The 25,370-nt window shown below is 66.8% G+C and carries 22 protein-coding genes; 11 read left to right on the forward strand and 11 right to left on the reverse strand.

Annotated elements, in window-relative coordinates; translation table 11 throughout:
• A partial coding sequence (locus J2848_RS10095; protein WP_253568622.1) for a hypothetical protein occupies window positions 1-304 on the forward strand: 304 nt, incomplete at its 5' end.
• Window positions 305-424: 120 nt separating this feature from the next.
• Here J2848_RS10095 and J2848_RS10100 read toward each other — a convergent pair.
• From J2848_RS10100 to J2848_RS10110, 3 genes are all read right to left on the reverse strand, one after another.
• Window positions 425-808: a DUF1801 domain-containing protein gene (locus tag J2848_RS10100; protein WP_246193784.1), complete on the reverse strand. Its 384-nt coding sequence runs from the start codon at window positions 806-808 to the stop codon at window positions 425-427.
• Between the two features lie 167 nt (window positions 809-975).
• A complete protein-coding gene (locus J2848_RS10105) occupies window positions 976-2,373 on the reverse strand; it encodes an MFS transporter (protein WP_246193785.1) in 1,398 nt (465 codons plus the stop codon).
• A gap of 169 nt (window positions 2,374-2,542) precedes the next feature.
• Window positions 2,543-3,475 (reverse strand): dihydrodipicolinate synthase family protein, encoded by a 933-nt coding sequence (locus J2848_RS10110; protein WP_149230900.1) that lies wholly within the window; start codon window positions 3,473-3,475, stop codon window positions 2,543-2,545.
• 210 nt (window positions 3,476-3,685) lie between these two features.
• Between J2848_RS10110 and J2848_RS10115 the strand changes: the two genes are divergently transcribed.
• Window positions 3,686-4,687, forward strand: coding sequence for a LacI family DNA-binding transcriptional regulator (locus J2848_RS10115; RefSeq protein ID WP_246193786.1), 1,002 nt, complete (start codon window positions 3,686-3,688; stop codon window positions 4,685-4,687).
• A gap of 61 nt (window positions 4,688-4,748) precedes the next feature.
• Here J2848_RS10115 and J2848_RS10120 read toward each other — a convergent pair whose 3' ends face one another.
• The 4 genes from J2848_RS10120 to J2848_RS10135 are packed head-to-tail and all read right to left on the reverse strand — an operon-like array spanning window position 4,749 to window position 7,797.
• Window positions 4,749-6,320: a GMC family oxidoreductase gene (locus J2848_RS10120; protein ID WP_149230902.1), complete on the reverse strand. Its 1,572-nt coding sequence runs from the start codon at window positions 6,318-6,320 to the stop codon at window positions 4,749-4,751.
• Window positions 6,321-6,374: 54 nt separating this feature from the next.
• Entirely contained in the window at window positions 6,375-6,929 is a 555-nt protein-coding gene (locus J2848_RS10125; protein ID WP_149230903.1) for a twin-arginine translocation signal domain-containing protein, read from the reverse strand.
• 47 nt (window positions 6,930-6,976) lie between these two features.
• On the reverse strand, window positions 6,977-7,372 hold the full coding sequence (locus J2848_RS10130) for a VOC family protein (RefSeq protein WP_149230904.1): 396 nt from the start codon (window positions 7,370-7,372) through the stop codon (window positions 6,977-6,979).
• Between the two features lie 32 nt (window positions 7,373-7,404).
• On the reverse strand, window positions 7,405-7,797 hold the full coding sequence (locus J2848_RS10135) for a c-type cytochrome (protein WP_149230905.1): 393 nt from the start codon (window positions 7,795-7,797) through the stop codon (window positions 7,405-7,407).
• A 509-nt stretch (window positions 7,798-8,306) separates the two neighbouring features.
• On the opposite strand from J2848_RS10135, the gene J2848_RS10140 reads away from it, so the two are divergent.
• From J2848_RS10140 to J2848_RS10170, 7 genes are all read left to right on the forward strand, one after another.
• Window positions 8,307-9,971, forward strand: a complete 1,665-nt coding sequence (locus J2848_RS10140; RefSeq protein ID WP_149230906.1) for an aromatic/alkene/methane monooxygenase hydroxylase/oxygenase subunit alpha — start codon at window positions 8,307-8,309, stop codon at window positions 9,969-9,971.
• A gap of 105 nt (window positions 9,972-10,076) precedes the next feature.
• Window positions 10,077-11,135, forward strand: a complete 1,059-nt coding sequence (locus tag J2848_RS10145; RefSeq protein WP_149230907.1) for an NADH:ubiquinone reductase (Na(+)-transporting) subunit F — start codon at window positions 10,077-10,079, stop codon at window positions 11,133-11,135.
• 32 nt (window positions 11,136-11,167) lie between these two features.
• On the forward strand, window positions 11,168-12,292 hold the full coding sequence (locus J2848_RS10150) for an aromatic/alkene monooxygenase hydroxylase subunit beta (RefSeq protein WP_149230908.1): 1,125 nt from the start codon (window positions 11,168-11,170) through the stop codon (window positions 12,290-12,292).
• Between the two features lie 36 nt (window positions 12,293-12,328).
• On the forward strand, window positions 12,329-12,685 hold the full coding sequence (locus J2848_RS10155) for an MmoB/DmpM family protein (RefSeq protein WP_085086548.1): 357 nt from the start codon (window positions 12,329-12,331) through the stop codon (window positions 12,683-12,685).
• An 87-nt stretch (window positions 12,686-12,772) separates the two neighbouring features.
• Window positions 12,773-14,413 carry a molecular chaperone GroEL gene (locus J2848_RS10160; RefSeq protein WP_149230909.1) on the forward strand — a complete coding sequence of 547 codons (1,641 nt, stop codon included), beginning with the start codon at window positions 12,773-12,775 and terminating at the stop codon, window positions 14,411-14,413.
• 236 nt (window positions 14,414-14,649) lie between these two features.
• Entirely contained in the window at window positions 14,650-16,797 is a 2,148-nt protein-coding gene (locus J2848_RS10165; protein WP_149230910.1) for a sigma-54-dependent Fis family transcriptional regulator, read from the forward strand.
• Between the two features lie 56 nt (window positions 16,798-16,853).
• Complete coding sequence (locus J2848_RS10170; RefSeq protein ID WP_149230911.1) at window positions 16,854-17,234, forward strand: ribbon-helix-helix domain-containing protein; 381 nt, start codon at window positions 16,854-16,856, stop codon at window positions 17,232-17,234.
• A gap of 76 nt (window positions 17,235-17,310) precedes the next feature.
• Here the strand turns inward: J2848_RS10170 and speB are convergent, their stop codons facing one another.
• The 4 genes from speB to J2848_RS10190 all read right to left on the reverse strand — a co-directional run bounded on the left by speB (window position 17,311) and on the right by J2848_RS10190 (window position 21,967).
• Window positions 17,311-18,369: an agmatinase gene (gene speB / locus J2848_RS10175; RefSeq protein WP_149230912.1), complete on the reverse strand. Its 1,059-nt coding sequence runs from the start codon at window positions 18,367-18,369 to the stop codon at window positions 17,311-17,313.
• A gap of 23 nt (window positions 18,370-18,392) precedes the next feature.
• Window positions 18,393-19,784, reverse strand: a complete 1,392-nt coding sequence (locus tag J2848_RS10180; RefSeq protein WP_149230913.1) for a flavin monoamine oxidase family protein — start codon at window positions 19,782-19,784, stop codon at window positions 18,393-18,395.
• 26 nt (window positions 19,785-19,810) lie between these two features.
• Entirely contained in the window at window positions 19,811-20,404 is a 594-nt protein-coding gene (locus tag J2848_RS10185) for a TetR/AcrR family transcriptional regulator (RefSeq protein WP_149230914.1), read from the reverse strand.
• Window positions 20,405-20,542: 138 nt separating this feature from the next.
• Window positions 20,543-21,967, reverse strand: a complete 1,425-nt coding sequence (locus tag J2848_RS10190) for an amidase (RefSeq protein ID WP_149230915.1) — start codon at window positions 21,965-21,967, stop codon at window positions 20,543-20,545.
• 677 nt (window positions 21,968-22,644) lie between these two features.
• Between J2848_RS10190 and J2848_RS10195 the strand changes: the two genes are divergently transcribed.
• A complete protein-coding gene (locus tag J2848_RS10195) occupies window positions 22,645-23,850 on the forward strand; it encodes an MFS transporter (protein WP_246193787.1) in 1,206 nt (401 codons plus the stop codon).
• A 5-nt stretch (window positions 23,851-23,855) separates the two neighbouring features.
• On the forward strand, window positions 23,856-25,277 hold the full coding sequence (locus J2848_RS10200; RefSeq protein WP_170307015.1) for an aldehyde dehydrogenase family protein: 1,422 nt from the start codon (window positions 23,856-23,858) through the stop codon (window positions 25,275-25,277).
• Window positions 25,278-25,370: the final 93 nt, after the last annotated feature.

Here is a 25,370-nt window from a genome sequence, read left to right on the forward strand (position 1 = left end):
CACGACGGCGTCCGCTGCGACCAACGGCGTGAACGTCAGCTCCAACGAGCTGGTGAGCCTGACCTCGGTCGTCAGCGGCAGCCTGACGGATGCGAACCTCGCCAGCTTCCGTACGGCGCTGGGTACGCTGACGAACTCGTCGGCTGGTGCGAGCACGCTGGTTCTGGCCAACAACGGCACCAGCTCCGCTCTGTACCAGGTGGTCGACACCAACGGCGACGGCCAGGTGGCCGCCACCGAGGTGCGCCTGCTCGGCGTCTACAACGGCACGGTCCTCTCGCTCCCCGACATCAACCTCGGTTGATGGTTGGGGTTGATGTCGGGGGTTGATGGCTGGCGTTATGTCGGGCTCAAAGCTTCGTGCCTGAAATTCGGATCGAGGGACGTCGTAGCCGACCTCGCCATAGCGGATTGAACGTCATCGTCAACGGGAACGGGAGGCAGCGGAATTTACAGTTGCTGCCTCCCGAAAGAGATCCTGTAACGCTCTTTCATTAAGATCGTCTTCTTCGAAGAGGTCGACCGCACGCCGTACCCCTGTCAAGCTGGCGTTGAAAAGCCCGTGCTTGTCGTGGAGCATGCTTCCTTTGGGGAAGGTGAGTTTGACCTTGTCTTTGTATGTCTCGCCTGTGCAGATGATGCCGGTATGCGACCATGTGGGCACACCAAGGGGGTTGGTCGCTTTGCGCCACTTCACCTCTTCGACCACGTCCGGAACGGCCTCCCTCATCAGCCGACGGATGCGGGTGAGCAGAGCCCCACGCCAGTCGGGAAGGCTGGCGATCTTTGCATCGACGGCTTCTGACATTATGCTCATCCTTCCGATTGAAGCAGGCGCGGTTTGTGCCAGTTGCGGGTCCGCTGCCTCCCCAGCATACAGCAGCCGGTGAGGCCGGGCAGCAGCGGCACATGTGGCGAATGGGTGATCGCACCATCCACCCGCCACCCCAGGCCTTGCCGGTGGTTCCGGCCCGTTCAGGGCGACAGCTCTTCCAGAACCCGGCCCTTGGTCTCGATCGCGAAGAGGGAGGTTATGACCGCGCCGACCAGCGACACGGCGGCGAAGGTCGCGAACACATACTGGACACCGGCCGACCCCATCAGAACGCCGACCAGGATCGGGCCGGTGGAGGAGCCGAGGCGCAGCCATGCGCTGCCCAGCCCGGTGCCGAGCGCCCTCATGCGGGTGGGATAAAGCTCGGCGGAATAGAGATAAAGCGAGAAGGTGATGGTCTGGAGGATCGCATAGGCCAGCCCAGCGAGAATCAGCACCTCGAGCGGTGACGTGGCGCCGAGGAAGGCGAGGACCAGAAGCGGCAGCGGAGCGGCGAAGAAGGCGATCATGTACCAGCGCTTGCGCCCGACCCTGTCGATCAGCAGGGCGCAGGCGACCGAAGCGACGACGCCGGCGACCGAGGTCAGCAGCCCGTACAGCAGGCTGGTCTCGAGCGGCAGATTGAAGGTCTGGCGATACAGCGTCGGCAGCCAGGTGATCATGCCGTTGGCGACCAGATAGGAACAGAACCACATCGCCCAGATGGTGAAGGTGCGGCGCCGGTAGAAGCCGGAGAACAGCTCCCGCCAGTTGGAGCCGGCCTTCGCGCGGGTGGCGACAGGCTTCGGGGGTTCTAAGCTGTGTCCTGCGGCCGTGGCGCTCGCCTCGAGCTGGCCGACGATGCGGTCGGCTTCCTCGTAACGGCCCTTGGAGGCCAGCCAGCGCGGCGATTCCCTCATGAAGAAGCGGAACGGGATCAGGATGATGCCGGGAATGATGCCGACGAGGAACATCGCCTGCCAGCCATAGGCCGGAACCAGCGCCCGGGCGATCAGGCCGGCACCGACGAGGCCCAGCAGGAACATCACCTCGTAGAGCAGGAAGAAGCGGCCGCGCCCCTTCGATCCGATATATTCGTTGATGTAGGCACTGGCGACCGGCACCTCGCCGCCCGTTCCAATGCCCTGGATGAAACGGAACACCATCATCGATGCCGCGCCCCAGGCGAACAGGCAGGCGACATCCATGCTGACGAACAGCAGGATGGTGAAGAGAAGGACGCTCAGCCGGCCGATCCGCTCGGCGAGCCAGCCGAAGAAGACCGCGCCGATCAGCTGGCCCAGATACCCCATCGACAGGATCAGGCCGGTCTGTTCGGGCCCCAGTCCCCATTCGCGGACCAGCACCGGCATGGCATAGGCGATGGCGATGACCGTGTAGCCGTCGAAGAAGGTGGCGGCACCGATGATGTTGCGGGTCCAGAACACCCGCCGGGTGATCGGAAGCCGTTCAAGCCGGGCACTGATGTCCGCCTGTCCATCGAACGCGTCGGGCGCGGCGTTGCGGGCAGTGGTGGCGACATCCCCGGATGTCTGCATGAGCATGGCGTTTCCTCTCAAGCCTGATTTTTTGTTTTTATTGCTGGCAGTCTTTGGCTGCCGGAGGTCCCCCGGAGTTGGGTCCGCGGCGGCGATCCCGATAATCCCGGATCGCCGCCGATTGCGTAACGGGACGAAGGAGAGGCCACCGTCGGGGTGGCCCCGGCCTTCAGGCGGCGAGAGCGTTCTGGATCACGGTCAGACCGGACGCCTTCACCGCGGCGCGGATTTCCTCGTCGGCACCATCCCCCAGCGGCTTCAGCGGCTCGCGGACATTGACGTTGTCGATGAGGCCGCGGGCGCGCAGGGCGTGCTTCAGCGCAACCGACCCTTCCATGTGCGAACCGCGATGGTAGACCGCGCGGGTGATCGGCAGCAGCTGCTCATGGTACTTGCGGGCGAGCGGATAGTCCTGCGCCTTGCCGGCGGCGAGATATTCGATCAGCAGCTCCGGCGCCATGTTGCCGTAGCCGACCAGCAGGCCGTCGACGTCGAACATCGTCGGCAGCAGCCATTCGTCATGGCACGACATGATGGCGAGGTTCGGGAAGGCGTTCTTCAGCGCCGGGATTTCATCGTACCAGCGCTTCATGTCGCGCACGCCGTTCTTGGTGGCGGTGACGCCCGGCACGGCGGCGATCTGCAGCTGGGTGTCCAGATCGTAGTTGGCCTTGGTCACGGCCGGATATTGGAACAGGATGCATTCCAGGCCGGACTGGGCAACGGCCTTGTAGCGGTCCACCGGGGCGCCCTTCTGATAGCCGAAGCGCAGCCAGCCGTGGTTCGGGTAGACCAGGGCGCCGGTGGCGCCGGCCTCGAACTTCTCCTTGGCCTCCAGTTCGGCGACCTTGGTGCCTTCGCCGGTGATGCCGGCGACGACCGGCAGCGGCGTCGCGTCCTTGTAGACGCGGATCAGTTCCAGCTGCTCGTCGTGGGTGAGGAAGGTGCCTTCACCGGCATGGCCGAGAATGACCAGGCTCTTCACGCCGGGAATCGACGCCATCCACTTGGCCAGGCGTGCGTTGCCGTCGAAGTCGACGTCGCCGTTGTCCTTGAACAGCGTGACGGGTGCGGGGTTCAGACCCTTCCAATCAATAGCCATGGTTGTGGTGCTTTCCCTAGAGGATCGTTGTCTGCGTTGGGGAACGTTCCCAGAGGCGACCCTGGCCAGTTGCTGATTGGATCGTTACCGGGAACGTTCCCACGGTATGTCTTGAATAATTGGGGAGTCAAGCGTTATCTTGCTCCCACAACGGATCACGAAGGACGCGCTGTGTTCAGCCGCGACGAGTCACCAGAGAAGCAAAGCCGTGTGACGCTGCATGACGTCGCCGCCGCGTCGGGGGTGTCGAAATCCACCGTGTCGCGGATCCTCGACGAGCGTCTGCCCCGATCCGACAGCGAAACGGCCCGCCGTGTCCGGCAGGTGGCGGCGGACCTCGGCTATGTGCGGGACGTTTCGGCGGCCAGCCTGCGCCGGGGGAACACCAACACGATCGGCGTCATCGTGCCGAGGCTGACCGACACGGTCATGGCGATGCTCTACGAAGCATTGGCGCATGCCTGCGCCCGCACCGGGCGCTTCGCCATCGTGGCGACGACCGATGACGAGCCGCAGGCGGATCGCGCCGCGGCCAAAAGCCTCCTCCAGCGCGGCGTGGACGGGTTGGTGCTGTCGACGGCGCGCGAGGATGACGACTTTCCCGTCCAGCTGGAAACCCGTGGCGTTCCCTATGTCCTGGCTCTGCGAAGCGATGGCCGCAGCATGTCGTCGGTGGGGGATGACAAGCTCGGCGGTTATCTCGCCACCCGGCATCTCCTGGATCTCGGGCATCGCCGCATCGGCATCATCGCAGGGCCCAACTACGCTTCGAGCAGCCGCGGCCGGCTCGCCGGCTACCGATGGGCGATGACGGAGGCCGGCGCCGCGATCGACCCGGACTGGATCGTCGAATCGACCTTCGGGATCGACTCCGGTGCCGAGGCTGCCGAACGCCTGATGAGCGGTGCCGCGCGGCCGACCGCCATTTTCGCCATGAACGACAACACGGCGATCGGCGCGCTGTCGGCGCTGGTCAAGCTTGGCCTGTCGGTTCCTGAGGATGTTTCCCTGGTCGGCTACAATGACATTCCCATCGTCAGCCGGCTGTCCGTGCCGCTGACCTCCGTTCGCGTCCCTTTCGACAGGATCGCGGCGGAGGCTCTGGATTTGCTGTCCCGGGGTGCGAAGTCGGTCAATGACCGCATGCGGGTGGCTCCGCCCACCCTGATCCCCCGGGCTTCGACCGCGCCTTACCGGTCTGTCGACCGGTAGGCCGCGCATGGCAACGCGTCCCCGGCGCATTTACGCCGGGGACGCGTTGCTTTGCGGCTTGTCAGATTTCCCGTTTGGACATCTGGTCGGCGATGTAGTCGGCCTGCCGGATCGCCAGTGCGACGATGGTCAGGGTCGGGTTCTCCGACGCGCCGCTGGTGAACTGGCTGCCGTCCGACACGAACAGGTTCTTCACGTCATGCGCCTGTCCCCACTTGTTGACGACGCCGTCGCGGGCGTTGGCGCTCATGCGGTTGGTGCCGAGATTGTGGGTGGAGGGGTAGGGCGGGGTGTGGATGGTCCGCGTGGCACCCACCGCGTCATAGACCGCCGACCCGCGGCCATAGGCGTGGGTGCGCATGGCGATGTCGTTGGGATGGTCGTCGAAATTGACGTTGGGGATCGGCAGGCCGAACTTGTCCTTCTCCGTCGCGTGCAGGGTGACGCGGTTGGTCTCGCGCGGCATGTCCTCCCCCACCAGCCACATGCCGGCGATATGGTCGTAGGCGTCCAGCGCCGAGCTGAAGTCGCGGCCCCAGGCGCCGGGGTCGAGGAACGCCGCCATGAAGGGCACGCCGAGCGACAGCGTCTCCATCTCGTAGCCGCCGACGAAGCCGCGCCGCGGGTCGAAGCGGGATTCGTCGCGGATGATGCCGGCCATGGTGGTGCCGCGGTACATGTGCACCGGCCGGTCGAACATCGCATAGACCGATCCGGTCATGTGCCGCATGTAGTTGCGCCCGACCTGACCCGACGAGTTGGCCAGCCCGTCCGGGAACATCGTCGAGGCCGAGTTCAGCAGCAGGCGCGGGCTTTCGATCGAGTTGCCGGCGACCGCGACGATGCGGGCCTTCTGACGATGCATGGCGCCGGTGCTGTCGGCATAGAGCACGGCGTTGACCTTGCCCTTCGCGTCATGCTCGATCTTCAGCACCTGGGCGTTCGGCCGGACCTCCAGGTTGCCGGTGGCCTCGCCTTTGGGGATCTCGGTGTAGAGGGTCGACCATTTCGCCCCCGACTTGCAGCCCTGGAAACAGAAGCCGATCTGCTGGCAGGCGCCGCGTCCGTCGCGCGGCTTGCTGTTGATCGACATGTTGCCGGTGTGGAACTCGCTGTACCCCAGCTTCTTGGCGCCGGCCGCCAGCACCTTGTAATTGTTGTTGCCGGGCAGGCGCGGGATGCCGTTGGTGCCGGTGGTCCCCATCTTGAACTCGGCCTTGTCGTAATAGGGCTCCATCTCCGCCAGCGTCACCGGCCAGTCGAGCAGGTTGGCGCCCTCCACCGCGCCATAGGTGGTGCGTGCCTTGAACTCGTGCTCCTGGAATCGGAGCGAGGCGCCGGCCCAATGGACGGTGGAGCCGCCGACCGCCTTGACGATCCAGGCCGGCAGGTTGGGGAAGTCCTTAGCCACCCGCCAGCTTCCCGACGTGGTGCGCTTGTCCAGCCAGGAGATCTGCGAGAAGCTCTTCCATTCGTCATTCACGAAATCCTGGATTTCGTGGCGCCCGCCGGCCTCCAGACAGACGACCTTGATGCCCTTCTGGGCCAGTTCGTTCGACAGGGTGCCGCCGCCGGCCCCCGATCCGATTACCACCACGACGCTGTCGTCATCCATCGCGAATTTCGCAACCATGTCTCGGTCCTCCCCATTTTTTCGGGCGTTCAGTGCGGCAGACGGGTGGAGCCGTCAGGCGTCTTTGATCCAGTCCAGATCGTCGAAGCCGCGGTGGATGTAGCCGCCATATTCGGCCGACGCCCCTTCGTAGCCGAGCTTCGCCCACACCTCCGGCTGGTTGTAGAGGGCGACGACCATGTCGCCGCGGACCTTGCGGAAGAAGGGCGTGGTCTCAATGGATTTCAGCACGGTGACACGGTCCGCTTCCGCCTTGATGGCGGCGTAGGGCGTGTTGCGCAGCTTGCGCGCGGCGGCATCGAGGTTCGCCGCGCCGTCGTTCAACTGGCCCGCCAGGGTGGCGTCCTTTGCCGCCGCCTGGTCCATCGAGGCCAGCGCCTTCTCGTAATAGGCATCGCCCAGCCGGTCGTGCGGGTAGAGGTCGCGCACCATCACCAGCAGGGTCTTGGCCGCATCGGGCTTGATGGCGGTGAGCCCCTCGGCCCAGGCCGGGGTCGCTCCGATCGACACCACGCCGCCGGAAACCGCACCGGCCGCCGCCACCGACGCGGCGGAGGTCTTCAGAAAGTTCCGCCTGTTGAACCGTGTCCGCTTGTCGAGAACGCGCATGATCGACGTCTCCTTCCCATGAGTTTGGTTGTTTTTGAAACCCGGACTTACCGGTAGCGGCCGTGGCGTTGCAGGACCTCGGTCTTGTAGCCGTCCGGATCGGTGACGAAGAAGAAGCGGGCCAGCAGGGTGCCGCCGGGGGCGAACTCCTTCACCGGCGTCACCGGAAAGCCCAGGGCCGACATCCGGGTGTGCTCGCGCTCCAGATCGTCCACTGCCACCGCCATGTGGCCGTAGCCGTCGCCGTGGGTGTAGGGCGCGGCGCGGTCGTGGTTGACGGTCAGCTCCAGTTCCATGTCGTTTTCGGCGTTGCGCAGGTAGATCAGCGTGAAGCCGTCGAAGCCGAGCCGTTCGGCCGGTTCCAGCCCGAAGGCCTTGGCGTAGAAGTCCAGCGACCGCTGTTCGTCGAGGACGCGCACCATCATGTGAATGATCTTGGCCATGATGCTTCCCATGAGGTCGTTGAGGGAGGGCGTTACCGTTTGGCGCTGGTTTCCAGGAACTGGACGATGCTCTTGCGGATGCTGTCGTCGTCCTGCCGGTAGTTCATGTAGCTGCCAGGGACGAACTGGTTGGAGTTGGCCAGCCAGTGTTCCAGATGCCCGGCGTCCCAGGCGAAGCTGGCGCCCCGCAGCGCATCGGAATAGTCGAAGCCGTCCACGCTGCCGGCCTTGCGGCCGATGACGCCGTAGAGCGGCGGCCCGGCGCGCGGCCCGTCGTCCTTCTTCACCGAATGGCAGGTTCCGCATTGCTGGCGGAACAGCGTCTCGCCATCCGCCGCCGCGGATTTCCGCGTGAAGGACGAAAAGGGAATGGACAGAAGGAGCAGCAACATCACCCAGCGGTGCGGCGACATCCTCGCGTGCATCGCATGCCTCATCGTTTGGAAATCCTCTCGAAATCTCGGGCGAAGCCTTTGGGCGCCGATACATCGGACCAGCCGGTGCGGCGCCGTCGACGAGGATTGAGCAAGGGGCGTGCCACGCTGTGGGAGGTCGCCCAGGATAAAGGGAAAGGCGGGTTTTGTGCGGTATCGTGGGAGGGCGCTGTCCCAACTGTTTCATTTTGGGACACCGCGGAGCGACAGATCGTCCCATCATGAGACAATATGTCACACGCACATTCTTTAAAATCGTCCATCCGGCGGTCTCCAGCATTCTGGCACGCCGGTTGCTTTATGGGGTGGGCGTTGCAGCCGCCCCGGTTCGGCGGTCGCAAACGGCCTGAAGCTGCGGACCATCATCGCCGCGCCGTTGCGCGGCCCCGGTCCGACCGATCCCGCCCTTAACACTGCCGGTGTCCCGTCATCCGGCATGCATGGCCGACGCGATCCTTCAGGCCCGGATCAACATCATCAAAATCATGGGGAGAGACGACATGCCGGATGGATTGACGCTGAACAAGATCACCAGCCAGAAAGGCATCGGCATCACCGAGGCGGCGCGCCGCGTCGCCGATCTCGGCTGGACGCCGTCCTACGTCAAGGAGGCGATGGCCTTCCCGACCGACTACAAGATCTCCAAGGCGCCGCGCGACCCGATGAAGCAGGTCCTTCGCTCCTACTTCCCGATGCAGGAGGAGAAGGACAACCGCGTCTATGGCGCGCTGGACGCGGCGCTGCGCGGCGACATGTTCCGCAATGTCGAGCCGCGCTGGATCGAATGGATGAAGCTGTTCCTGGCGATCATCCCCTTCCCGGAAATCTCGGCTGCACGCTCGATGGCGACGCTCGGCCAGCTGGCGCCGGGCGACGACCTGCGCACCGGTTTCACCATGCAGATGATCGACGAGTTCCGGCACTCGACGATCCAGATGAACCTCAAGAAATGGTACATGGAGAATTACATCGACCCGGCCGGCTTCGACATCACCGAGAAGGCGTTCGGCAAATGCTACGCCACCACCATCGGCCGGCAGTTCGGTGAGGCCTTCCTGACCGGCGACGCCATCACCGCGTCGAACATCTATTTGCAGGTCGTGGCGGAGACCGCCTTCACCAACACCCTGTTCGTCGCCATGCCGTCGGAAGCGGCGCGCAACGGCGACTATGCCCTGCCCACCGTCTTCCTGTCGGTGCAGAGCGACGAGTCCCGCCACATCGGCAACGGCCATTCCATGCTGATGTCGGTGCTGAAGGAGCCGGACAACCATCTGCTGCTGGAACGCGACATCCGCTATTCCTTCTGGCAGAACCACATGATCGTCGACGCCGCCATCGGCACGATCATCGAATACGGCACCAAGCACCGCGACAAGAACAAGGAATCCTACGCCGAGCTGTGGCATCGCTGGATCTTCGAGGATTACTACCGCACCTACCTGCTGCCGCTGGAGAAATACGGCATCAAGATCCACCATGACGACGTTCACGAAGCCTTCGACAGCATCGTCAAGAAGAACTACGTCCATAAGATCGCCCAGTTTTTCTCGGCCGGCTGGTGGGCCAATTTCTGGCGCATCGAGGCGATGACCGAACGCGACTTCGAGTGGTTCGAGAGCAAGTATCCGGGCTGGTACGACGAGTTCGGCATCTGGTGGGAGAATTACGCCAAGCTCAGCAAGCCCGGCAGCGTGCCGATCACCTTCGCCGACACCGGCTACGTCTATCCGCACCGCTGCTGGTCGAGCCTGGTGCCCTGCGTGATCCGTGAGGATTTCACGATCGACGAGGTGGATGGGGAGCTTTTCACCTACGCCTCCGAGGTCGACCGCTGGACCCACAAGGAAGCCTTCGCCGCCGAATACCAGGGCCGCCCGACCCCGGCGATGGGCCGCTTCTCCGGCCGGCGCCAGTGGGAGGAGGTCTATGACGGCTGGGATCTCGCCGACGCCATCCAGGACATGGGCTTCGTCCGTCCCGACGGGAAGACGCTGATCGCCCAGCCGCATCTGTCCTTCGAGGAGAAGGACATGTGGACGCTCGACCATGTGCGCGGCCACACCATCCGCAGCCCGCTGCTGGCGCTCCGCGAAATGACGCCGCAACAGCGGCAGGCGCATGTCGAGGAATACCGCAAGGGCTTCAAGATCCGCCGGGTCTGATCCCCCGCCCATTCACTCGGGCCCGCCCCCCTTTCCCGATGGAGAGGGGGAACGGGAACCCTTGCGGACTTTACAGGCGGACATCACCGCGGAGATCGACAGACCATGACCGCACAAGCGCTACAGAACAGCCCGGCCGTCCACACGGTGCGGCTGGAGCCGGTCGGCATCGAAATGGAGGTCGCGGAAGGGGAAACCATCCTCGACGCGGCCTTCCGCCAGGGCGTCTCGCTGATGCATGGCTGCAAGGAGGGGCAATGCTCCGCCTGCAAATGCCTGCTGATCGACGGCGACGTCGAGATGCTGAAATACTCCACCTTCGCACTCTCCGATCCGGAACGTGACAGCAACCACATCCTGCTGTGCCGCTCGCTGGCCTACAGCGACGTGGCGGTGGAACTGCTGAACTATGACGAGGATCTGCTGTCCCGCTCCATCCCGGTGAAGGACTTCAATGCGCGGCTGGCGGCGGTGGAGCCGCTGACCCACGACATCGTCGCCATCGCGCTGGACCTCGACCAGCCGATGAAGTTCTGGGCCGGCCAGTATGTCGACATCACGCTGCCCGGCATCGGCCTGACCCGCTCCTTCTCGATGGGCAACCCGCCGGCGGACGGCAGCCGGCTGGAGTTCATCATCAAGAAATACCCGGACGGCGCCTTCTCGCGCCAACTGGACGGCGGCCTTTCGGTCGGCGACCGGGTGAGCGTCCGCGGCCCCTACGGCACCTGTTTCCGCCGCGAGGGGCGGGAGGGGCCGATGATCCTGGTCGGCGGCGGGTCGGGCATGGCGCCGCTGCTGTCGATCCTGCGCGATCAGGCCGCCAGCGGCGAGACGCGGCCGGTGCGCTTTTTCTACGGCGCTCGCAGCCGGCGGGACCTGTTCCATCTCGACCTGTTCGAGGAGTTCGCCCGCAGCCTGCCGGACTTCGCCTTCATCCCCGCCCTGTCGCATGCCGAGGAGGGCGATGGCTGGACCGGCGAGACCGGCTTCATCCACGAGGTGCTGCGCCGGCACCTGTCCGAGATGGATGAGGTGGAGGAGGCCGACGTCTTCTCCTGCGGGCCGCCGCCTATGATCGACGCGGTGCTGCCGGTCCTGCAAATGGCCGGCGTCGATTCCGCGCGCGTCTATTTCGACAAATTCACCCCCGCGACCCGCTGAGACGGGCTCGTGCAAACACGGGAGGAACGACGATGACCATGCAGGAAACCACAGCCGCCTCTGCCGCCGCCGGGGCCAAGGTCTTTCCCGGCTCCGACAGCCGTCGCTACAACTACTTCGAACCGAAGGGCCGCAAGGCGACCCATTACGAGGACGTGACCGTCGACGTCCAGCCCGATCCGGAGCGCTATCTGCTCCAGAACTGGATCATCTCCTTCGGCGACGGCACGCCCACATATTCCAAGGACTGGACGGCGTTGAAATGCGCGGACTGGCACGGCTTCCGCGCGCCCGACCAGGAATGGGAACGCACCCATTACCAGCGCCAGTCCACCATCGTCGGCATGATCCAGAACGTCGTGGAGAACGCGCGGCGCGCCGGGGCGCCCCAGCGCTTCGACAAGGCCTGGGTCGCCGTGCTCCAGAACCATGTCGGCGCCTTCAAGCATGCCGAGTATGGCTTGGGCACCGCGCTGATGCGGGCGCAGCGCTATGGCTATACCCAGATGGTCAACAACGCCATTCTGACCAACGCCTCCTACAAGCTGCGCTTCGCCCAGGATCTGACGCTCTATCTGGCCGAGGTCGGCAGTGACATCGGCGGTTTCGATCTCGACGCCGGCAAGGCGCACTGGCTGGACGACCCGATCTGGCAGCCCTGCCGCGAGGCGGTGGAGCATATCCGTGCCGCCACCGATTTCCTGGAGCAGTATTTCGCCGTCAACCTCGTCTTCGAACCGCTGGTCGGCGAGCTGTTCCGCAGCGGCTTCGTCATGCAGGTGGCCGCGGCGCAGAACGACTTTTCCACCCCGTCGGTCATCTCGGCGGCGGAGGCCGACTATGAGAGGAACCTTGCCAACGCGGTGGAGCTGTTCGCCCTGCTGCTGCGCGATCCGGTTCATGGCGAGGACAACCGGACCATGCTGCAAAGCTGGTTCACCCATCATGGCGGGCTGGCGGTGAAGGCGGCCTTGCAGCTTCAGCCGCTTTGGTCGCTGCCGCGGGTCAAGACGGCCAGCTTCGCGGACGCCTTCGAGCGGGCGCGCGACCGTGTCGCCGCCATCGGCCGCGAGATCGGCATCGATGCCGACCTGCCGGCCCTGCCGCCGGTCGAGGTTGGGCAGGCCGCGGCGGTCACTGACGCCGCTGCCGAGTGATCCTTCCCGCATCTCCGCCAGAAGAGGACGAAAACCATGAGCGTCACCACCGTGCAGCAGCTTTTCAAGCCGCTGAAGGACATCACCCAGGACGGCACCATCTCCCACCAATGCGGCGTGACGATGAATGACAGCGTCGAGGCGCGCTGCATCGCCGAGGTGATGGAGAGCAAGCCCGGCATCACCGTCACCTACCTGCCGGCTATGATCCGCATCGACGGCGAAGGCAAGATCGAGTTCAAAATGAGCGAGATCGGCGAGGCGCTGGGCCGCGAGATGACCCCGCACATCTTCGAGATCTCCACCTCCACCCACTATGGCCGCATGGTCATGATCGACGAGGACACCGTCGTCCTCTTCGGCAACATGGATGACGCGCTAGCCTACGAGTGATCTCGGGAAGGCGGGGCCTGCTTCAGGTCCGGCGGGCTCCGCCTCTTTTTCAAAACCGCAAAATCAAGAATGGGAGGGACAGACGCCATGCCGAAGATGATGCTGCACCGTGCCGAGGCGCGGGCTGCGCTTGCCCGCGGGGTGGGCAAGCTGGCGCTGGCGGTGCGCGGCACGCTGGGGCCGAAGGGGACGAACGCGATCATCGACCGTCCCATCGGCACGCCGATGATCTCCCGCGACGGCGTCAGCATCGCCGCCGAGATCGAACTGCCCTGCCGCTTCGAGAATATGGGCGCCCAGGTGGTGCGCGAGGTGTCGAAGCAGACCAACGACGTGGCCGGCGACGGGACCACCACCGCCACCGTGCTGGCCGATGCGCTGATCCAGGACGGCGTCGCTGTGCTGGCGGATGGACATGGTTCGGTCGAACTCGTCGAGGGTATGGAGCGTGCCTGCGGCTTCGTCGTCGACCGGCTGCGCCAGATGGCCCGGCCATTGGAAAGCCATGCCCGGCTGGAGCAGGTGGCGACCGTCGCGGCGACCGATCCGACGCTCGGCCGGCTGGTGGCGGACGCCCTGCGTCGGGTCGGGATGGAAGGGGTGATCGACATTGAATACGGCCAGCCGGGCGCGCCGACCGCCCTGCATGTGCTGGAGGGCATGGTGCTGGACCGCGGTTTCCTGTCCCACCATATGGCGACCGAGCCCACCGGCCAGACCGCGGTGCTGGAGCGGCCCTACATCCTGATGACCGACCACAAGATCACCGATCCTGCGCCGATCCTGCGCCTTGCCGACCGCATCGCCGCCGGGCACCGCCCGCTGCTGATCATGGCCGACAACGTGGCGCCGGAGGTGGTGGCCGCATTGATGGAACTGCGCCGCGACGGGCGCGCCACGGTGGTGGCGATCAATCCGCCGGAATTCGGCCACTGGCGTCAGGCGATGATGGAGGACATCGCGATCCTGACCGGCGGGCGCGTGATCGCCCGCGATCTGGGTGGGCGCCTCGACGGCGTGACGGCGGAGGATCTGGGGGGCGCCGACCGCATCGAGGTGTCCGCCGGCCGTACCACCCTCCTGCGCGGTCATGGCAATCCGGACGCGCTGGCCGCCCGCCGCGCCCTTGTCCAGCGCCAGTGGGAGGAGGCGCCGCCCAACATCGAGCGGGACAAGCTGTCCCAGCGGCTGGCGAAGCTGACGCACGGCACCGCCCTGATCGAGGTCGGCGGCGCCACCCCGGTGGAACAGAAGCGCACCGCCCAGCTTCTGGAGGATTCACTCGCCGCCGCCCGTGCGGCTCTGGCCGAGGGGGTGGTGCCCGGCGGCGGCACCGCGCTTGCCCGCGTCGCCCCGCTGCTCGACCGGCTGGCTGCGGATGTGGGGGAGGGCGAGCACGCCGGGATAAAGCTGGTGCAGCGGGCGATGGTGCAGCCCCTGGTCTGCATCGCCGAGAATGGCGGGCTGGATGGGGCCGGAGTCGCCGCGCGGATCGCGGAGCTTCCCGATGGCTCCGGCTTCGATGCCCGCACTGGCCGGTTCGGCGACCTGTTCGCGGCCGGCATCATCGATCCGGTCAAGGTCACCACGCTGGCCTTGCTGAATGCGGTATCGGTCGCCAAGCTGGTCCTGACCACCCACACCCTGATCGCCGACATCCCCGATGACGTCGATCCCACCGCCGGCCCGGCCCGCGGCGGCGGAATGGAGCGGTACGGGCGGACCTGATCCCGCCCGGCCGCAACACCTCACCTCCACCTTCGGGGAGAAAGGCAGGAAAAAGGCCATAGAGTATTCCGCTACTACCGCTCCCGCTTCGGTTCGGCTTATGGTTTTCTATACAAACAATCCTTGATGCGGAGGATTTCGGAGAGAGTCTCCGCATCCCTTGTCCAAGGACAATCGGCGCATCGGGCGGCGCATCGGGAAGCAACCGCGAAGACGCCGGGAAGCAGGGAGGGACTATGTTGGCCAATGAACGGGCCGGCATCGGCCGTCTGGCCGTTGCTTCGTCCAATCTGACGCTCCACGCGCCGGGCGACGGCGAAACGGTGACGATGAAGGCGTGGGAGGACTTCGTTTCCGGCTCGCGGCGCGACAATCTGCCGGTGCGCGACGTGGTCATCCGATCCTGGGCGCGCTGTCAGAGTTTCCTGGTCGATGCGCGGGCGGATGCCGCACCGGTGGTGGGCAGCGACCATATCGAGGCCCTGCGCCGAGACAACCGCGATTTGCTTCAGGCCGCGGCGGCGACCCTGGCGGAGGCGGCGGATCTGCTGGCCGGAACCCGGACGGTGATGCTGATCACCGACGCCAACGGCGTGGTGCTGGATGCCGCCGGCGACCGGGCGACGCTGACCTCGGCACGCGACATCAGCCTTGCCTGCGGCGGCCAGTGGGGCGAGACCTGTGCCGGCACCAACGGCATCGGCACGGCGCTCGCCTCCAGGCAGCCGGTCCTGGTCCAGGCGGCGGAACATTACTGCGCCGGCATCAAGGGATGGAGCTGCGCCGGAGCGCCGATCCACGATCCCGTCGACGGGTCCATCGTCGGCCTGCTCGACATCTCCGGTTTGAAGCAGAGCTTCAGCGGGCAGGCCCTGGCGCTGGCCGTCGTCGCCGCCCGGCAGGTGGAGTGGAACCTCGCCCGCCAGACCGAGGCCGAGCATGTGCGGCTGCTCGAAGCCTGCCTGGAGGACAGCCAGAAATATGCCGGCGAGGGGCTGATCGCGCTGGATGCCCGCGGGCGCCTTCTCTATGCAAGCCGCAAGGCGGCGCACCTGTTGAAGGCCAGTTTCGGATCCGACCTGCCGCAGCTGAGCCGGGGGACGAGGCTGCCCATCCCCGGGATCGGGGTAGGAGGCGGGGCCGGGGAGGGAACCGGCTGCCGGCTGCCGGTTCCCTCCGACTGGGTCCGGCCGCTGATGCTGGACGGCGAGCGGCGGGGGACGCTGCTGGTCATTCCCGCGGCGGCGTCTGCCCGGTCTTCGGTCGGGCGCCGGGCGGTGCCGGACGAGTCCGACCATGCCCGTTCCCGCTTCGCCGACATCGTCGGGGCCAGTGACAGCCTGCGCATGGTGATCGGCCAGGGGGAGCGTCTGGCGCCGCTGCCGGTCCCCATCCTGATCGAAGGGGAGACCGGCGTCGGCAAGGAGCTGTTCGCGCGCGCCGTCCATGGCCACAGCGCCGTCGCCGGCGGTCCCTTCGTGCCGTTCAATTGCGGCGCCGTGTCGCGCGAGATGCTGGGCAGCGAGCTGTTCGGCTATGTGCGCGGCGCCTTTACCGGTGCGGCGGCGGAGGGGCGGATCGGCCGCTTCGAACTGGCGGACGGCGGCACGCTCTGCCTCGACGAGATCGGCGAGCTGCCGCTCGATCTCCAGCCCTACCTGCTGCGGGTGCTGGAGGAGGGGGTGCTGTACCGCATCGGCGACAATGTCCCGCGCCGGGTGTCGGTGCGGCTGCTCGCCATGACCAACCGCAACCTGCGGCAGGAGGTTGCCGCCGGCCGGTTCCGCCGCGACCTCTATCACCGCCTCGCCGTGACGGCACTGCGGGTGCCGCCTTTGCGGGAACGGCATGGCGACGTGCCGCGCCTGATCTCCCACTTCAATGCCCAGCTGGCGGAGCGGCATGGCCGGGCGCCTGTCCGCTTCACCGCGGCGGCACTGGATCTGCTGCAACGCTACGACTGGCCGGGCAATGTCCGGGAGCTGCGCAACGCGGTCGAACGTGCGGTCCTGCTGTCCACCAGTGGAAGCATCGATGTCGACGACCTTCCGGACGAACTGCGCGACGCCTGTGCCTGCGGGATGGGCGAGGGGTGGCCTCTGCTCGGCTCTCCGGTCCCGCCCGTTCTGGCATCCACCCCCATCACCTCGGTTCCGCTGGCGGCTCCGACGGCGGTTCCGGCGGCCATGGCCTTGACGGTGACCGAACAGCGGACCATCGAGGAGGTGATTGCGGCGACCGGCGGAAACCTGTCGGATGCCGCCGCGGTCCTGGGCATCTCGCGCAGCACGCTGTACCGGAAGCTGAGCCAGCACGGCATTCAGCGGACGACGGCCAGAAAGATGCAGACTGGTCGGGCCGGAATCGGCTTCGGCCAAACCTGACATTACGGTCCCTGACAGCACGGTCCCTGACACCACCTTCAAGGAAAGGCGGGCGAATGTGCCAGATCTTCGTCAACACCGATCCGATCCTGTACGAAGCACGGTCGCGGTCGGTGCGCATCCACGGCATGGTCACCAGCATCCGGTTGGAGAACCTGTTCTGGAACGTCCTCGCCGACATCGCCGCGGAACAGGGAACGACGACGAACCGCCTGATCCTGTCGCTGTACGACGAGGTTCTGGAGGCCCATGGGGCCGTCCAGAACCTCGCATCCTTCCTGCGCGTGAGTTGTGTCCGCTACCTGTCGATGAAACCGGATAAACTGCGGCCCGCGAAGGTGGGCGGATTGCCGGACGGTGCGGAGCCATCCTTGGCCGGCGACGGTGCGTCCATCGTTTCACTCTGGCGGGATGGCCGGCAATCGGACAAGTTGTGAAGCCATGGCGTCGCCTTTGGCGGAATATTGACCGGCCGCGGCAGCATCCCCGGCCGGTCAGGGTCCTCGGCAACGATCAGCGCGCCTGCCGGCGGTTCCGCAGGGCACGGGTGGCGAGGCACAGTTCCTCGAACAGGATCTGCGCGCCGACCTGGGCGGTGTTGCTGGTGGGGTCGTATTGCGGCGCCACCTCCACCACGTCGGCACCGACCACATCCAGCCCATCCAGGCCGCGCAGGATCGCCAGCGCCTCGCGCGAGGTCAGGCCGCCCACCTCCGGCGTGCCGGTGCCGGGCGCATAGACCGGATCGAGGCAGTCGACGTCGAAGGAGACGTAGACCGGGCCGTCGCCCACCACCTCGCGGGCTTTGGCGATCACCGCCTTGACGCCCATTTCCTCGACGTCTTCGGCATGCAGCACGGTCATGCCGGACTCGTAGGAGAATTCCCAGAAGAACTCGGCGCTGCCGCGGATGCCGATCTGGATGCTGCGGTCCGGATCCAGCACGCCGTCGAGAACGGCGGTGCGGAAGGGACCGCTGTGGTGGAAGCGGGCGCCGTCGCCGACCCCGCTGGTATCGCAATGGGCGTCGAAATGCACCAGTCCGACCGGGCGGTTGCGGCCCAGGCTTTTCAGGATCGAGCCGGTGATGGAATGGTCGCCGCCGACCGACAGCGGGATGACACCGGCCTCCGCCAGTCGGGCATAGAAGGCCTGGATGTCGTGATGGCAGCTGTCGTGGCTGAGATAGTTGGCGAAGGGGACGTCGCCGATGTCGGCGATCTCCACCAGGGTGGCCGGCGCCAGCTTCAGCACATGATCGTAGGGGCCGATGCGGTCGGTGTTGCGCAGTGCCCGCGGCCCGAAGCGGGAGCCGGCCCGGTTGGTCACGCCGAGGTCGAGCGGCACCCCGACCAGGGCGATGTCGATGCCGCCGAAATCCGGCAGAGCCGCCAGATCGGTGCGCAGCGGCGCATCCAGCAGGGTGCCGGCATCGCAATAGGGCTGGCGCGGCGCCTCGGCCCCGCGGAAGACCGCTTCGGCAACCTGCCGGAACTGCGGATCGAAGAAGTCGGCCGGAGAGGCGTTGCCGTAGCGTTCGCGCAGGCGCGCCAGTTTCGCGCTGTCCACCATGTCGTGATCTCCCATTCCTGCCGTCAGGCCGTCGCCAGGGCGGTCTGGATCTCGGCGGCGACGCGCTCGCCGGACCGGATGGCGCCGTCCATGTAGCCGGCCCAGCGGCTGGCGGTCTCCGTGCCGGCCCAGTGGATGCGGCCGCAGGGGGCGGTCAGCGCCGGGCCTAGCCGGGTCCAGACGCCGGGGATCATGAAGCCGGCATAGCCACCACGCGAATATTCCTCCTCCAGCCAGGACTGCTCGATGAACTCCCGCACCTCCAGCGCACGCGGGCCGAACAGCCGCGCCAGGGCGTCGAGCACGGCGGCCCGCCGCTCCCCGGCGTTGCGGCCGGTCCAGTCCTTGGCGTCGTCGCCCTCGATGAAGCAGACCAGGACGCCGGGCAGGCCGGACGCCGGCGAGTTGTCGTAGGTCAGGCTGATCGGGCCGTCCTGGTTGACCGCCATGCCCGACAGCCCGTCCTCGCGCCAGAAGGGCGTGTCGTAAAAGCACTGGATCTTGATGCAGGCCCCCATCGGCATGCGCTGGGTCAGGTGGTCGCGCTGGCCGGGCAGGGCAGGGCTGTAGCGCAGGCGGCCGGCGAGCGCCGGGGGCAGGGTGACAATGACGCGGTCTGCCCGCAGAGTGCCGCCGGCATGCTCCATGGTGACGCCGCTCCCGTCCTGGATGATGGCGGTGACCGGACAGTTGAAGCGGATGTCGTCGCGCAGGCTGTCGGCCAGCCGCTCGGCCAGATGCTGGGCGCCATGGGTGAAGCGCCGCTCCTGCGCGCCGCCGGACATGCTGATCAGGCTGGCCAGCCCGCCGCCGGCCTTGATGTAGACCATCACATGCAGCATCGACAGTTCGCGGGCATCGGCCGCCAGCACCGAATTGGCCAGGAAGCGCATCCAGAAGGCGGCCTCCGGCGTGTTGGCGGTGCGGACGATCCACTGTTCGAAGGTGATGCCGTCCAGCTCGTTGGCATTGGGTGTCTCCCATGGGCGCTCGGTGTCGGCGGTCGCCGCCAGCGTGTCGAGGGCGCCGAAGATCGCCTCGGCATCGGCGAGGCCGGCCGGCTCGTGCGGCGGCAGCAGCCCGGCGAAGCGCATCAGCTTGCCCCCGTAAAGGCAGAGATTCTCCCCCGCCTCGTAGGAGGGGAAGGTCTCGACCCCCAGCTCCTCGGCCAGCGCGATCACGCGATTCTGGCCCGGACCGATCCACTGGCCGCCGACATCCACCGGCGTGCCGTCCTGCGCCACCTTGGTGTTGATGCGTCCGCCGACCCGGTCGCGGGCTTCCAGGACGGTGACGCGGTGCCCGGCGGCCTTCAGGGCGCGGGCGGCGGTCAGTCCGGCGAAGCCCGCGCCGATGACGGCGACGTGACCAGGGGATGTTTGGCGGGAAGCGGTGTGGATCGGGGTGTTGCCCATGGTGTCTCCGAAGGGTTCGCGGGTTGTCAGAGATGCATGCGTTGGGCCGCGACGATCAGATTCTGGATTTGCTGGCGGGCCCGCGGCGTGTTGGCGGTGGCGAGCCACTGGAGGACGGTGCCGACGAAACCGGTGAAGATGAAATTCGCCAGGGCGTCGAGGTCGATGTCCAGTGAGCCGGTCGTGATCTCGGTGGAAGAGGCGAGCGCATCCCGGTACAGCAGCAGAAGCTCCTCGTACTTCTTCTTCCCCATCCATTCCGACCCGGCGGTCGTCAGGGCGTAGAGCGTGAGGTCGTAGAGCGTCAGCTGTTCTTCCGGTGCGCGCTGAACCTCGCCCCAGATGAAGGTCAGCAGATGGTCGATCCGGTCCCGCAAGGGCTCCGGCCTGGAAAAGGTCATGTCCAGTTCCTGCCGATAGCGCGCGGTCAGATGACCGAGCACGCTGAGCAGGATCGTTTCCTTGCTTTCGAACTGGTAATGCAGGGTCGCGAGATTGATTCCCGCTTCCGCCGCGATCTTGCGCGTGGTGGCGCCATGCACGCCCTCCTTGGCGATGACGGCGATCGCCGCCTGCAGGATGGTTTCGCGCTTGGCCTCACTCTTCGCTCTCCGTAACACCTTCGGTTTCCTCCTTGGGTCGACGCGGGCCGCACACGGGAAACGCGCGCAGGACCGGACATTCCGGCGCGGTCGGCCGGCAGGGAACCGAAACTAGGTCAAATGACTAGTTCGTGCCAGGATTTATCGGGATGCGCTTCATCCCTTCGGGTCGATCGGCAGGATCGGACCAATGCGTTGCCCAAGCGCCTCGGCGGCGGTCAGGCACAGGCCGTCGCGGAACCGGGCGCCCACCAGCTGGATACCGACCGGCAGTGGCGCGCGCACCACCGGGACGGAGATCGCCGGAACGCCGAGGAAGGCCGTGACGCAACAGGGGCTGTGCGCCCGCAGGACCTCCAGCGCCTCGCTTTCGCCGACGGTGTCGTAGCCGACGGGGAAGGGCAGGGCCCAGGCCGTCGGCATCAGCAGCAGCGGATACTGCTCGAAGAACAGCTGCCACGCGCGCTGATAGGTGGCGCGGGCGGTGAAGGCGGCCAGCATCTCCTCGGCCGACAGGCGGGGCGACAGGCCGGCGGTCAGCGCCTGCGACCGGCGTAGCGGCTCGTCGGCGAGCGCCATCGCCTGCTGCATCGCCGGGCCCTGCATCTCGGTGCCCAGCATCGCCATCCATAGCCGGGCGATCTCGGCGAAGCTGGGCGGTGCGGCTTCCTCCACCGTGTATCCGGCGTTGCTCAGCCAGTCGCCGGCCAGCCGCAGCACGTCGCGAACGGTCGGGTCGATGGCATAGTCCGGCGCCCCGGTGAACAGGGCGACGCGGACCCTGGCGTCGTCGCCCTCCATCGCCAGCGGCGCCGGCACCCACAGCGGATCCCGCGGATCGCGCACCGCCATCGTCTCCAGCCCCAGGCGGATGTCGCGTACCGAGCGTGCCAGGACGCCCTGGGACGAGCCGATCTGCAGACAGAGGGAGCGTTCGCCCTTGCCGGTCGGATTGAAGGCAGGGACCCGGCCGGTGGTCGGGCGCATGCCGTAGATGCCGCAGGCGCTGGCAGGCAGCCGGGCGGAGCCGGCCAGATCGTTGCCATGGGCCAGAGGGCCGATGCCGGTGGCGACCGCGGCGGCGGCTCCGCCGCTGGACCCGCCGACATTGCGGGCGGGATCCCAGGGGTTGAGGGTCAGGCCATGCGGCTCGTTGTCGGTGAACCAGCGCACGGAGAAGGGCGGCGCATTGGTCCGGCCGATGAAGACGGCGCCGGCCTTGCGCCAGTTGGCGACCGGCGGGCTGTCGGCCTCGGCGATCAGGCCGGTGAAGGCGGCAACGCCGTTGGTGGTGGCGACGCCGGCCTGATCGACGTTGATCTTGGTGGTGACCGGCACCCCGTGCAGCGGAGCAAGCGGTTCGCCAGCCTCGGCCCGCCGGTCCGCCCGCCCGGCCTCCTCCAGCGCGCCGGCGCCGAGGTCGCCCACCATGGCGTTGATCGCCGGGTTGACGGCGTCCAGCCGCTCCAGACAACTCCGCGCCGCGTCGAGTGCGGACAGCTCCCGCCGGGCGATCCGGGCGGCGAGATCCGTGGCGTCCATCTGCCAGGGAGCCGGCGTTCCAGTCCTCTCGTCAGTCATGATCGTGAATCCCTTGTCGATCCGCCCGTCTCCGGGCCGCCTGCCTGTCAGCTCCCCAAATCTGCTGGGGGATGCGCGTCCTGCCCGAACACCGGGCGGCGCCATTTTTTGTTCATGTTTCGCTTGACACCGATAGCACCCCATCTGCATGTTGGTCAAACGATTTGGTCAAACGACCAGATTTTTACGGAGCCCCCGGTTCGACGGGCCTCCGGACTCTTTTTCGACTGAAATGACGGGGCGGTCGCGCCGCTTCGCATCCGGGCCTATCCTGTCCTTCGGGGTGGGGAGTCCCCGTTCCCGGACAACGATCCGGCGGACGAAACGACAGCAAAGGTCATTCCGGCCCGGCCGCGATCATGAGCGTCCGGGCGGCAGCGAATGCCACTGAACAGGCAGCTGAGCAGACAGTTTTTGGGAGACACATCATGAGGTCTTCGACCCTTCGGTCTTTCGCGGCCATCACTCCTCTCCCGATTGCGCGGAACCTTCGGGCCGGACCGGCATGCAGCCTTCCCGGACTGCGTTCGGCGATCCGCTGACGGCGCGATCCATCGCGGCTTCCTGGCCGCCGGACCGCCATCGGCCTCTGATCATGCCGCCTCGCAGCATCCGGGTTCTCCGGCTGCGGCCGGAGCCCCGGTGCACCGACTCCCCCATCGAGAGAGTGCCGCCTCATGTCCATCGATTCCGGAGCGCCGCAGGACGGCGCCCAACCCGCCGACAGCGCGCTGTCGACCGCCGCCATCACGTTGTTCGGCATCGTCGGCCCCTACAGCTTCCTCGTCTCGCCGGTGGTCACCGGCCAGATGGCCGGCCAGCTCGACTGGTCGGCCGGGACCATCGGCCTGATCATGGGATGCGAACTGGCCGGCGCCTCGCTGGTCTCCTTCCCTGCCATGAGGCTGCTGCGCATCCTGTCGCCGCGCATCGTCGCCCTGCTGGCGACCATCCTCTTCATCCTCGCCAACGTCGCCTCGGCGCTGTTCACCTCGGTGGATCTGTTCCTGCCGGCGCGCATCGTCGCCGGTGCGGCCGGCGGCGTCCTGTCGGTGGTGGCGCTGGTGTCGGCCGCCCGTTCGGCCAACCCGCCGAAAGCCTTCGCCTACTGGAGCGGCGGCCAGACGGTGGCGGCGGCGGTCGGACTGCTCTATCTGCCCGACCTGTTCGTCCGCACCGGCATCGGCGGCGTCTATGGCTGCCTCGCGGCGGCGGCGCTGCTGTCGCTGGCGGTCATCGGCGGTTTTGGCCGCGGTCTGCTGCCGTCCCTGAACGGCGGCGGCGAGCGGCACAATCTGAAGGCGGCGCGCTGGACGCTGGTGGCGATCTTCGGCTTCTACGTCGCGGTCGGCGGCGCCTGGGCCTTCGTCGGCATTCCGGGGGCCGAACTGGGCTTCACCGATGCCGGGATCGGCATGCTGTCGTCGCTGGCGATGACGGCCGGCATCCTGGGCTCCATTCTCGCCTCCCATGTCGGCGGCAAGGCCCATCACAACCGCTTCGTCCTCGCCAGCTACCTGCTGCTGGTGCTCTGCCTGGGGGTGATCGAACTGGTCGCCGACCATCTGGTCTTCGCCGGCGTGATCGTCCTCCTCCAGGTGCTGTGGTCGTTCCTGCTGCCGCTCCTGCTGGCCTCGCTGGCCGACAGCGACGATGATGGCAACATGGTGATCCTGTCGAATATGATCATCGGCGGCGGTGCGGCGCTGGGTCCCATGCTGGCCGGCTACACCATCGACTTCCTCGGCGGCTATGGGGCCGTCGCCACCGAGGGCGGCATCATCCTGCTGCTGTCCGCCGCCGCCTTCGCCCGGGCCCGCTCCCGGGCCCTGGCGAAAGCGGGGACGATCCAGACCCCCTCAAGTTCCCTTTCTCATGGATGACGATCATGGTTGATACCACCCGGTTCTACATCGGCGGACAGTGGGTGCAGCCGCAAGGCTCCCGTCTGATCGATGTGATCAATCCGGCGACGGAAACGGCGGTCGCCCAGGTGGCGCTCGGCACCTCGGCCGATGTCGACCGCGCGGTGGCGGCGGCCCGGACGGCCTTCGACAGCTTCTCCCGGACCACGCCGGCCGAGCGCATCGACTTGCTGTCCGCCATCCTCGCTGTCTACAAGCGCCGCATCGAGGAGTTCGGCGACGCGATCCGGCAGGAGATGGGGGCACCCCAGGGCTTCGCCTGCCAGGTTCAGGCCGGCATCGGCGTCGCCCATCTGGCCCAGGCCATCGAGACCGCCCGCAGCTTCCCCTTCGAGGAGGATCGCGGTTTCCAGCGCATCCTGCGCGAGCCGGTCGGCGTCGTCGGTCTGATCACTCCGTGGAACTGGCCGATCAACCAGATCACCTGCAAGGTGGGGCCGGCGATCGCCGCCGGCTGCACCATGGTGCTGAAGCCCAGCGAGCTGGCTTCCCTGAGCGCCGCCCTGTTCGCCGAGGTGATCCACGAGGCCGGCGTGCCGGCCGGCGTGTTCAATCTGGTCCATGGCGACGGGCCGGAGGTCGGGCAGGCGATCTCCGCCCATCCGGACATCGACATGGTATCCTTTACCGGCTCGACCCGGGCCGGAATCGCGGTGGCGAAGATGGCGGCCGACACCGTCAAGCGCGTTACCCAGGAGCTGGGCGGCAAGTCGCCCAACATCATCCTGGCCGACGCCGACCTTGCCAGGGCGGTGACCCGCGGTGTCGAGCGCTGCTTCGGCAACAGCGGCCAGTCCTGCAACGCGCCGACCCGCATGCTGGTGCCGGAAGCGCTTTATGAGCAGGTGGCCGAACTGGCGAAACAGGCGGCGGCGAAGGCGGTGGTCGGCGACCCGCTCGACCCGGCGACCACCCATGGCCCGGTGTCGAACGGCAACCAGTTCCGCAAGATCCAGAGCCTGATCGGAACCGGCATCGCCGAAGGTGCGGAACTGCTGGCCGGCGGCCCCGGCCGGCCGGAGGGGCTGGAGCGCGGCTATTTCGTCCGTCCGACCGTCTTCGGCCGCGTCACGCCCGAGATGACCATCGCGCGCGAGGAGATCTTCGGCCCGGTGCTGTCGATCATCACCTACAAGGACGAGGAAGAGGCGATCCGCATCGCCAACGACACCGTCTATGGGCTGGCCGGCTATGTGCAGTCCGGCGACCCGGCCCATGGCGCGGCGGTGGCCCGGCGGCTGCGCGCCGGCACCATCTATGTCAACGATCCGCCCTGGTCGGCGGCCGTGCCCTTCGGCGGTTACGGCCAGTCGGGCAACGGGCGCGAATATGCCGAGTTCGGTCTGGCCGAATTCGTCGAGATCAAGGGCGTGGTCGGGGGCTGAGTTTTGCCCTGACCCTAAAGTGTGATCGGTTCAAGCGGAATCGCTTGAAGCGTGAATCACACGGAGAATCAAAAGCCTAGTTTCTACGTGTGA

This window comes from Azospirillum lipoferum (assembly GCF_024170005.1).
GTDB classification, from domain to species: domain Bacteria; phylum Pseudomonadota; class Alphaproteobacteria; order Azospirillales; family Azospirillaceae; genus Azospirillum; species Azospirillum lipoferum.

What these genes read in the sequence shown, in the direction of transcription:
- J2848_RS10100 (WP_246193784.1), bottom strand. Translation starts at nt 808, where the DNA reads ATGTCAGAAGCCGTCGATGCAAAGATCGCCAGCCTTCCCGACTGGCGT.
- J2848_RS10105 (WP_246193785.1), bottom strand. Translation starts at nt 2,373, where the DNA reads ATGCAGACATCCGGGGATGTCGCCACCACTGCCCGCAACGCCGCGCCC.
- J2848_RS10110 (WP_149230900.1), bottom strand. Translation starts at nt 3,475, where the DNA reads ATGGCTATTGATTGGAAGGGTCTGAACCCCGCACCCGTCACGCTGTTC.
- J2848_RS10120 (WP_149230902.1), bottom strand. Translation starts at nt 6,320, where the DNA reads ATGGTTGCGAAATTCGCGATGGATGACGACAGCGTCGTGGTGGTAATC.
- J2848_RS10125 (WP_149230903.1), bottom strand. Translation starts at nt 6,929, where the DNA reads ATGCGCGTTCTCGACAAGCGGACACGGTTCAACAGGCGGAACTTTCTG.
- J2848_RS10130 (WP_149230904.1), bottom strand. Translation starts at nt 7,372, where the DNA reads ATGGCCAAGATCATTCACATGATGGTGCGCGTCCTCGACGAACAGCGG.
- J2848_RS10135 (WP_149230905.1), bottom strand. Translation starts at nt 7,797, where the DNA reads ATGCACGCGAGGATGTCGCCGCACCGCTGGGTGATGTTGCTGCTCCTT.
- J2848_RS10140 (WP_149230906.1), top strand. Translation starts at nt 8,307, where the DNA reads ATGCCGGATGGATTGACGCTGAACAAGATCACCAGCCAGAAAGGCATC.
- J2848_RS10145 (WP_149230907.1), top strand. Translation starts at nt 10,077, where the DNA reads ATGACCGCACAAGCGCTACAGAACAGCCCGGCCGTCCACACGGTGCGG.
- J2848_RS10150 (WP_149230908.1), top strand. Translation starts at nt 11,168, where the DNA reads ATGACCATGCAGGAAACCACAGCCGCCTCTGCCGCCGCCGGGGCCAAG.
- J2848_RS10155 (WP_085086548.1), top strand. Translation starts at nt 12,329, where the DNA reads ATGAGCGTCACCACCGTGCAGCAGCTTTTCAAGCCGCTGAAGGACATC.
- J2848_RS10160 (WP_149230909.1), top strand. Translation starts at nt 12,773, where the DNA reads ATGCCGAAGATGATGCTGCACCGTGCCGAGGCGCGGGCTGCGCTTGCC.
- J2848_RS10165 (WP_149230910.1), top strand. Translation starts at nt 14,650, where the DNA reads ATGTTGGCCAATGAACGGGCCGGCATCGGCCGTCTGGCCGTTGCTTCG.
- J2848_RS10170 (WP_149230911.1), top strand. Translation starts at nt 16,854, where the DNA reads ATGTGCCAGATCTTCGTCAACACCGATCCGATCCTGTACGAAGCACGG.
- speB (WP_149230912.1), bottom strand. Translation starts at nt 18,369, where the DNA reads ATGGTGGACAGCGCGAAACTGGCGCGCCTGCGCGAACGCTACGGCAAC.
- J2848_RS10180 (WP_149230913.1), bottom strand. Translation starts at nt 19,784, where the DNA reads ATGGGCAACACCCCGATCCACACCGCTTCCCGCCAAACATCCCCTGGT.
- J2848_RS10190 (WP_149230915.1), bottom strand. Translation starts at nt 21,967, where the DNA reads ATGACTGACGAGAGGACTGGAACGCCGGCTCCCTGGCAGATGGACGCC.
- J2848_RS10195 (WP_246193787.1), top strand. Translation starts at nt 22,645, where the DNA reads ATGTCCATCGATTCCGGAGCGCCGCAGGACGGCGCCCAACCCGCCGAC.
- J2848_RS10200 (WP_170307015.1), top strand. Translation starts at nt 23,856, where the DNA reads ATGGTTGATACCACCCGGTTCTACATCGGCGGACAGTGGGTGCAGCCG.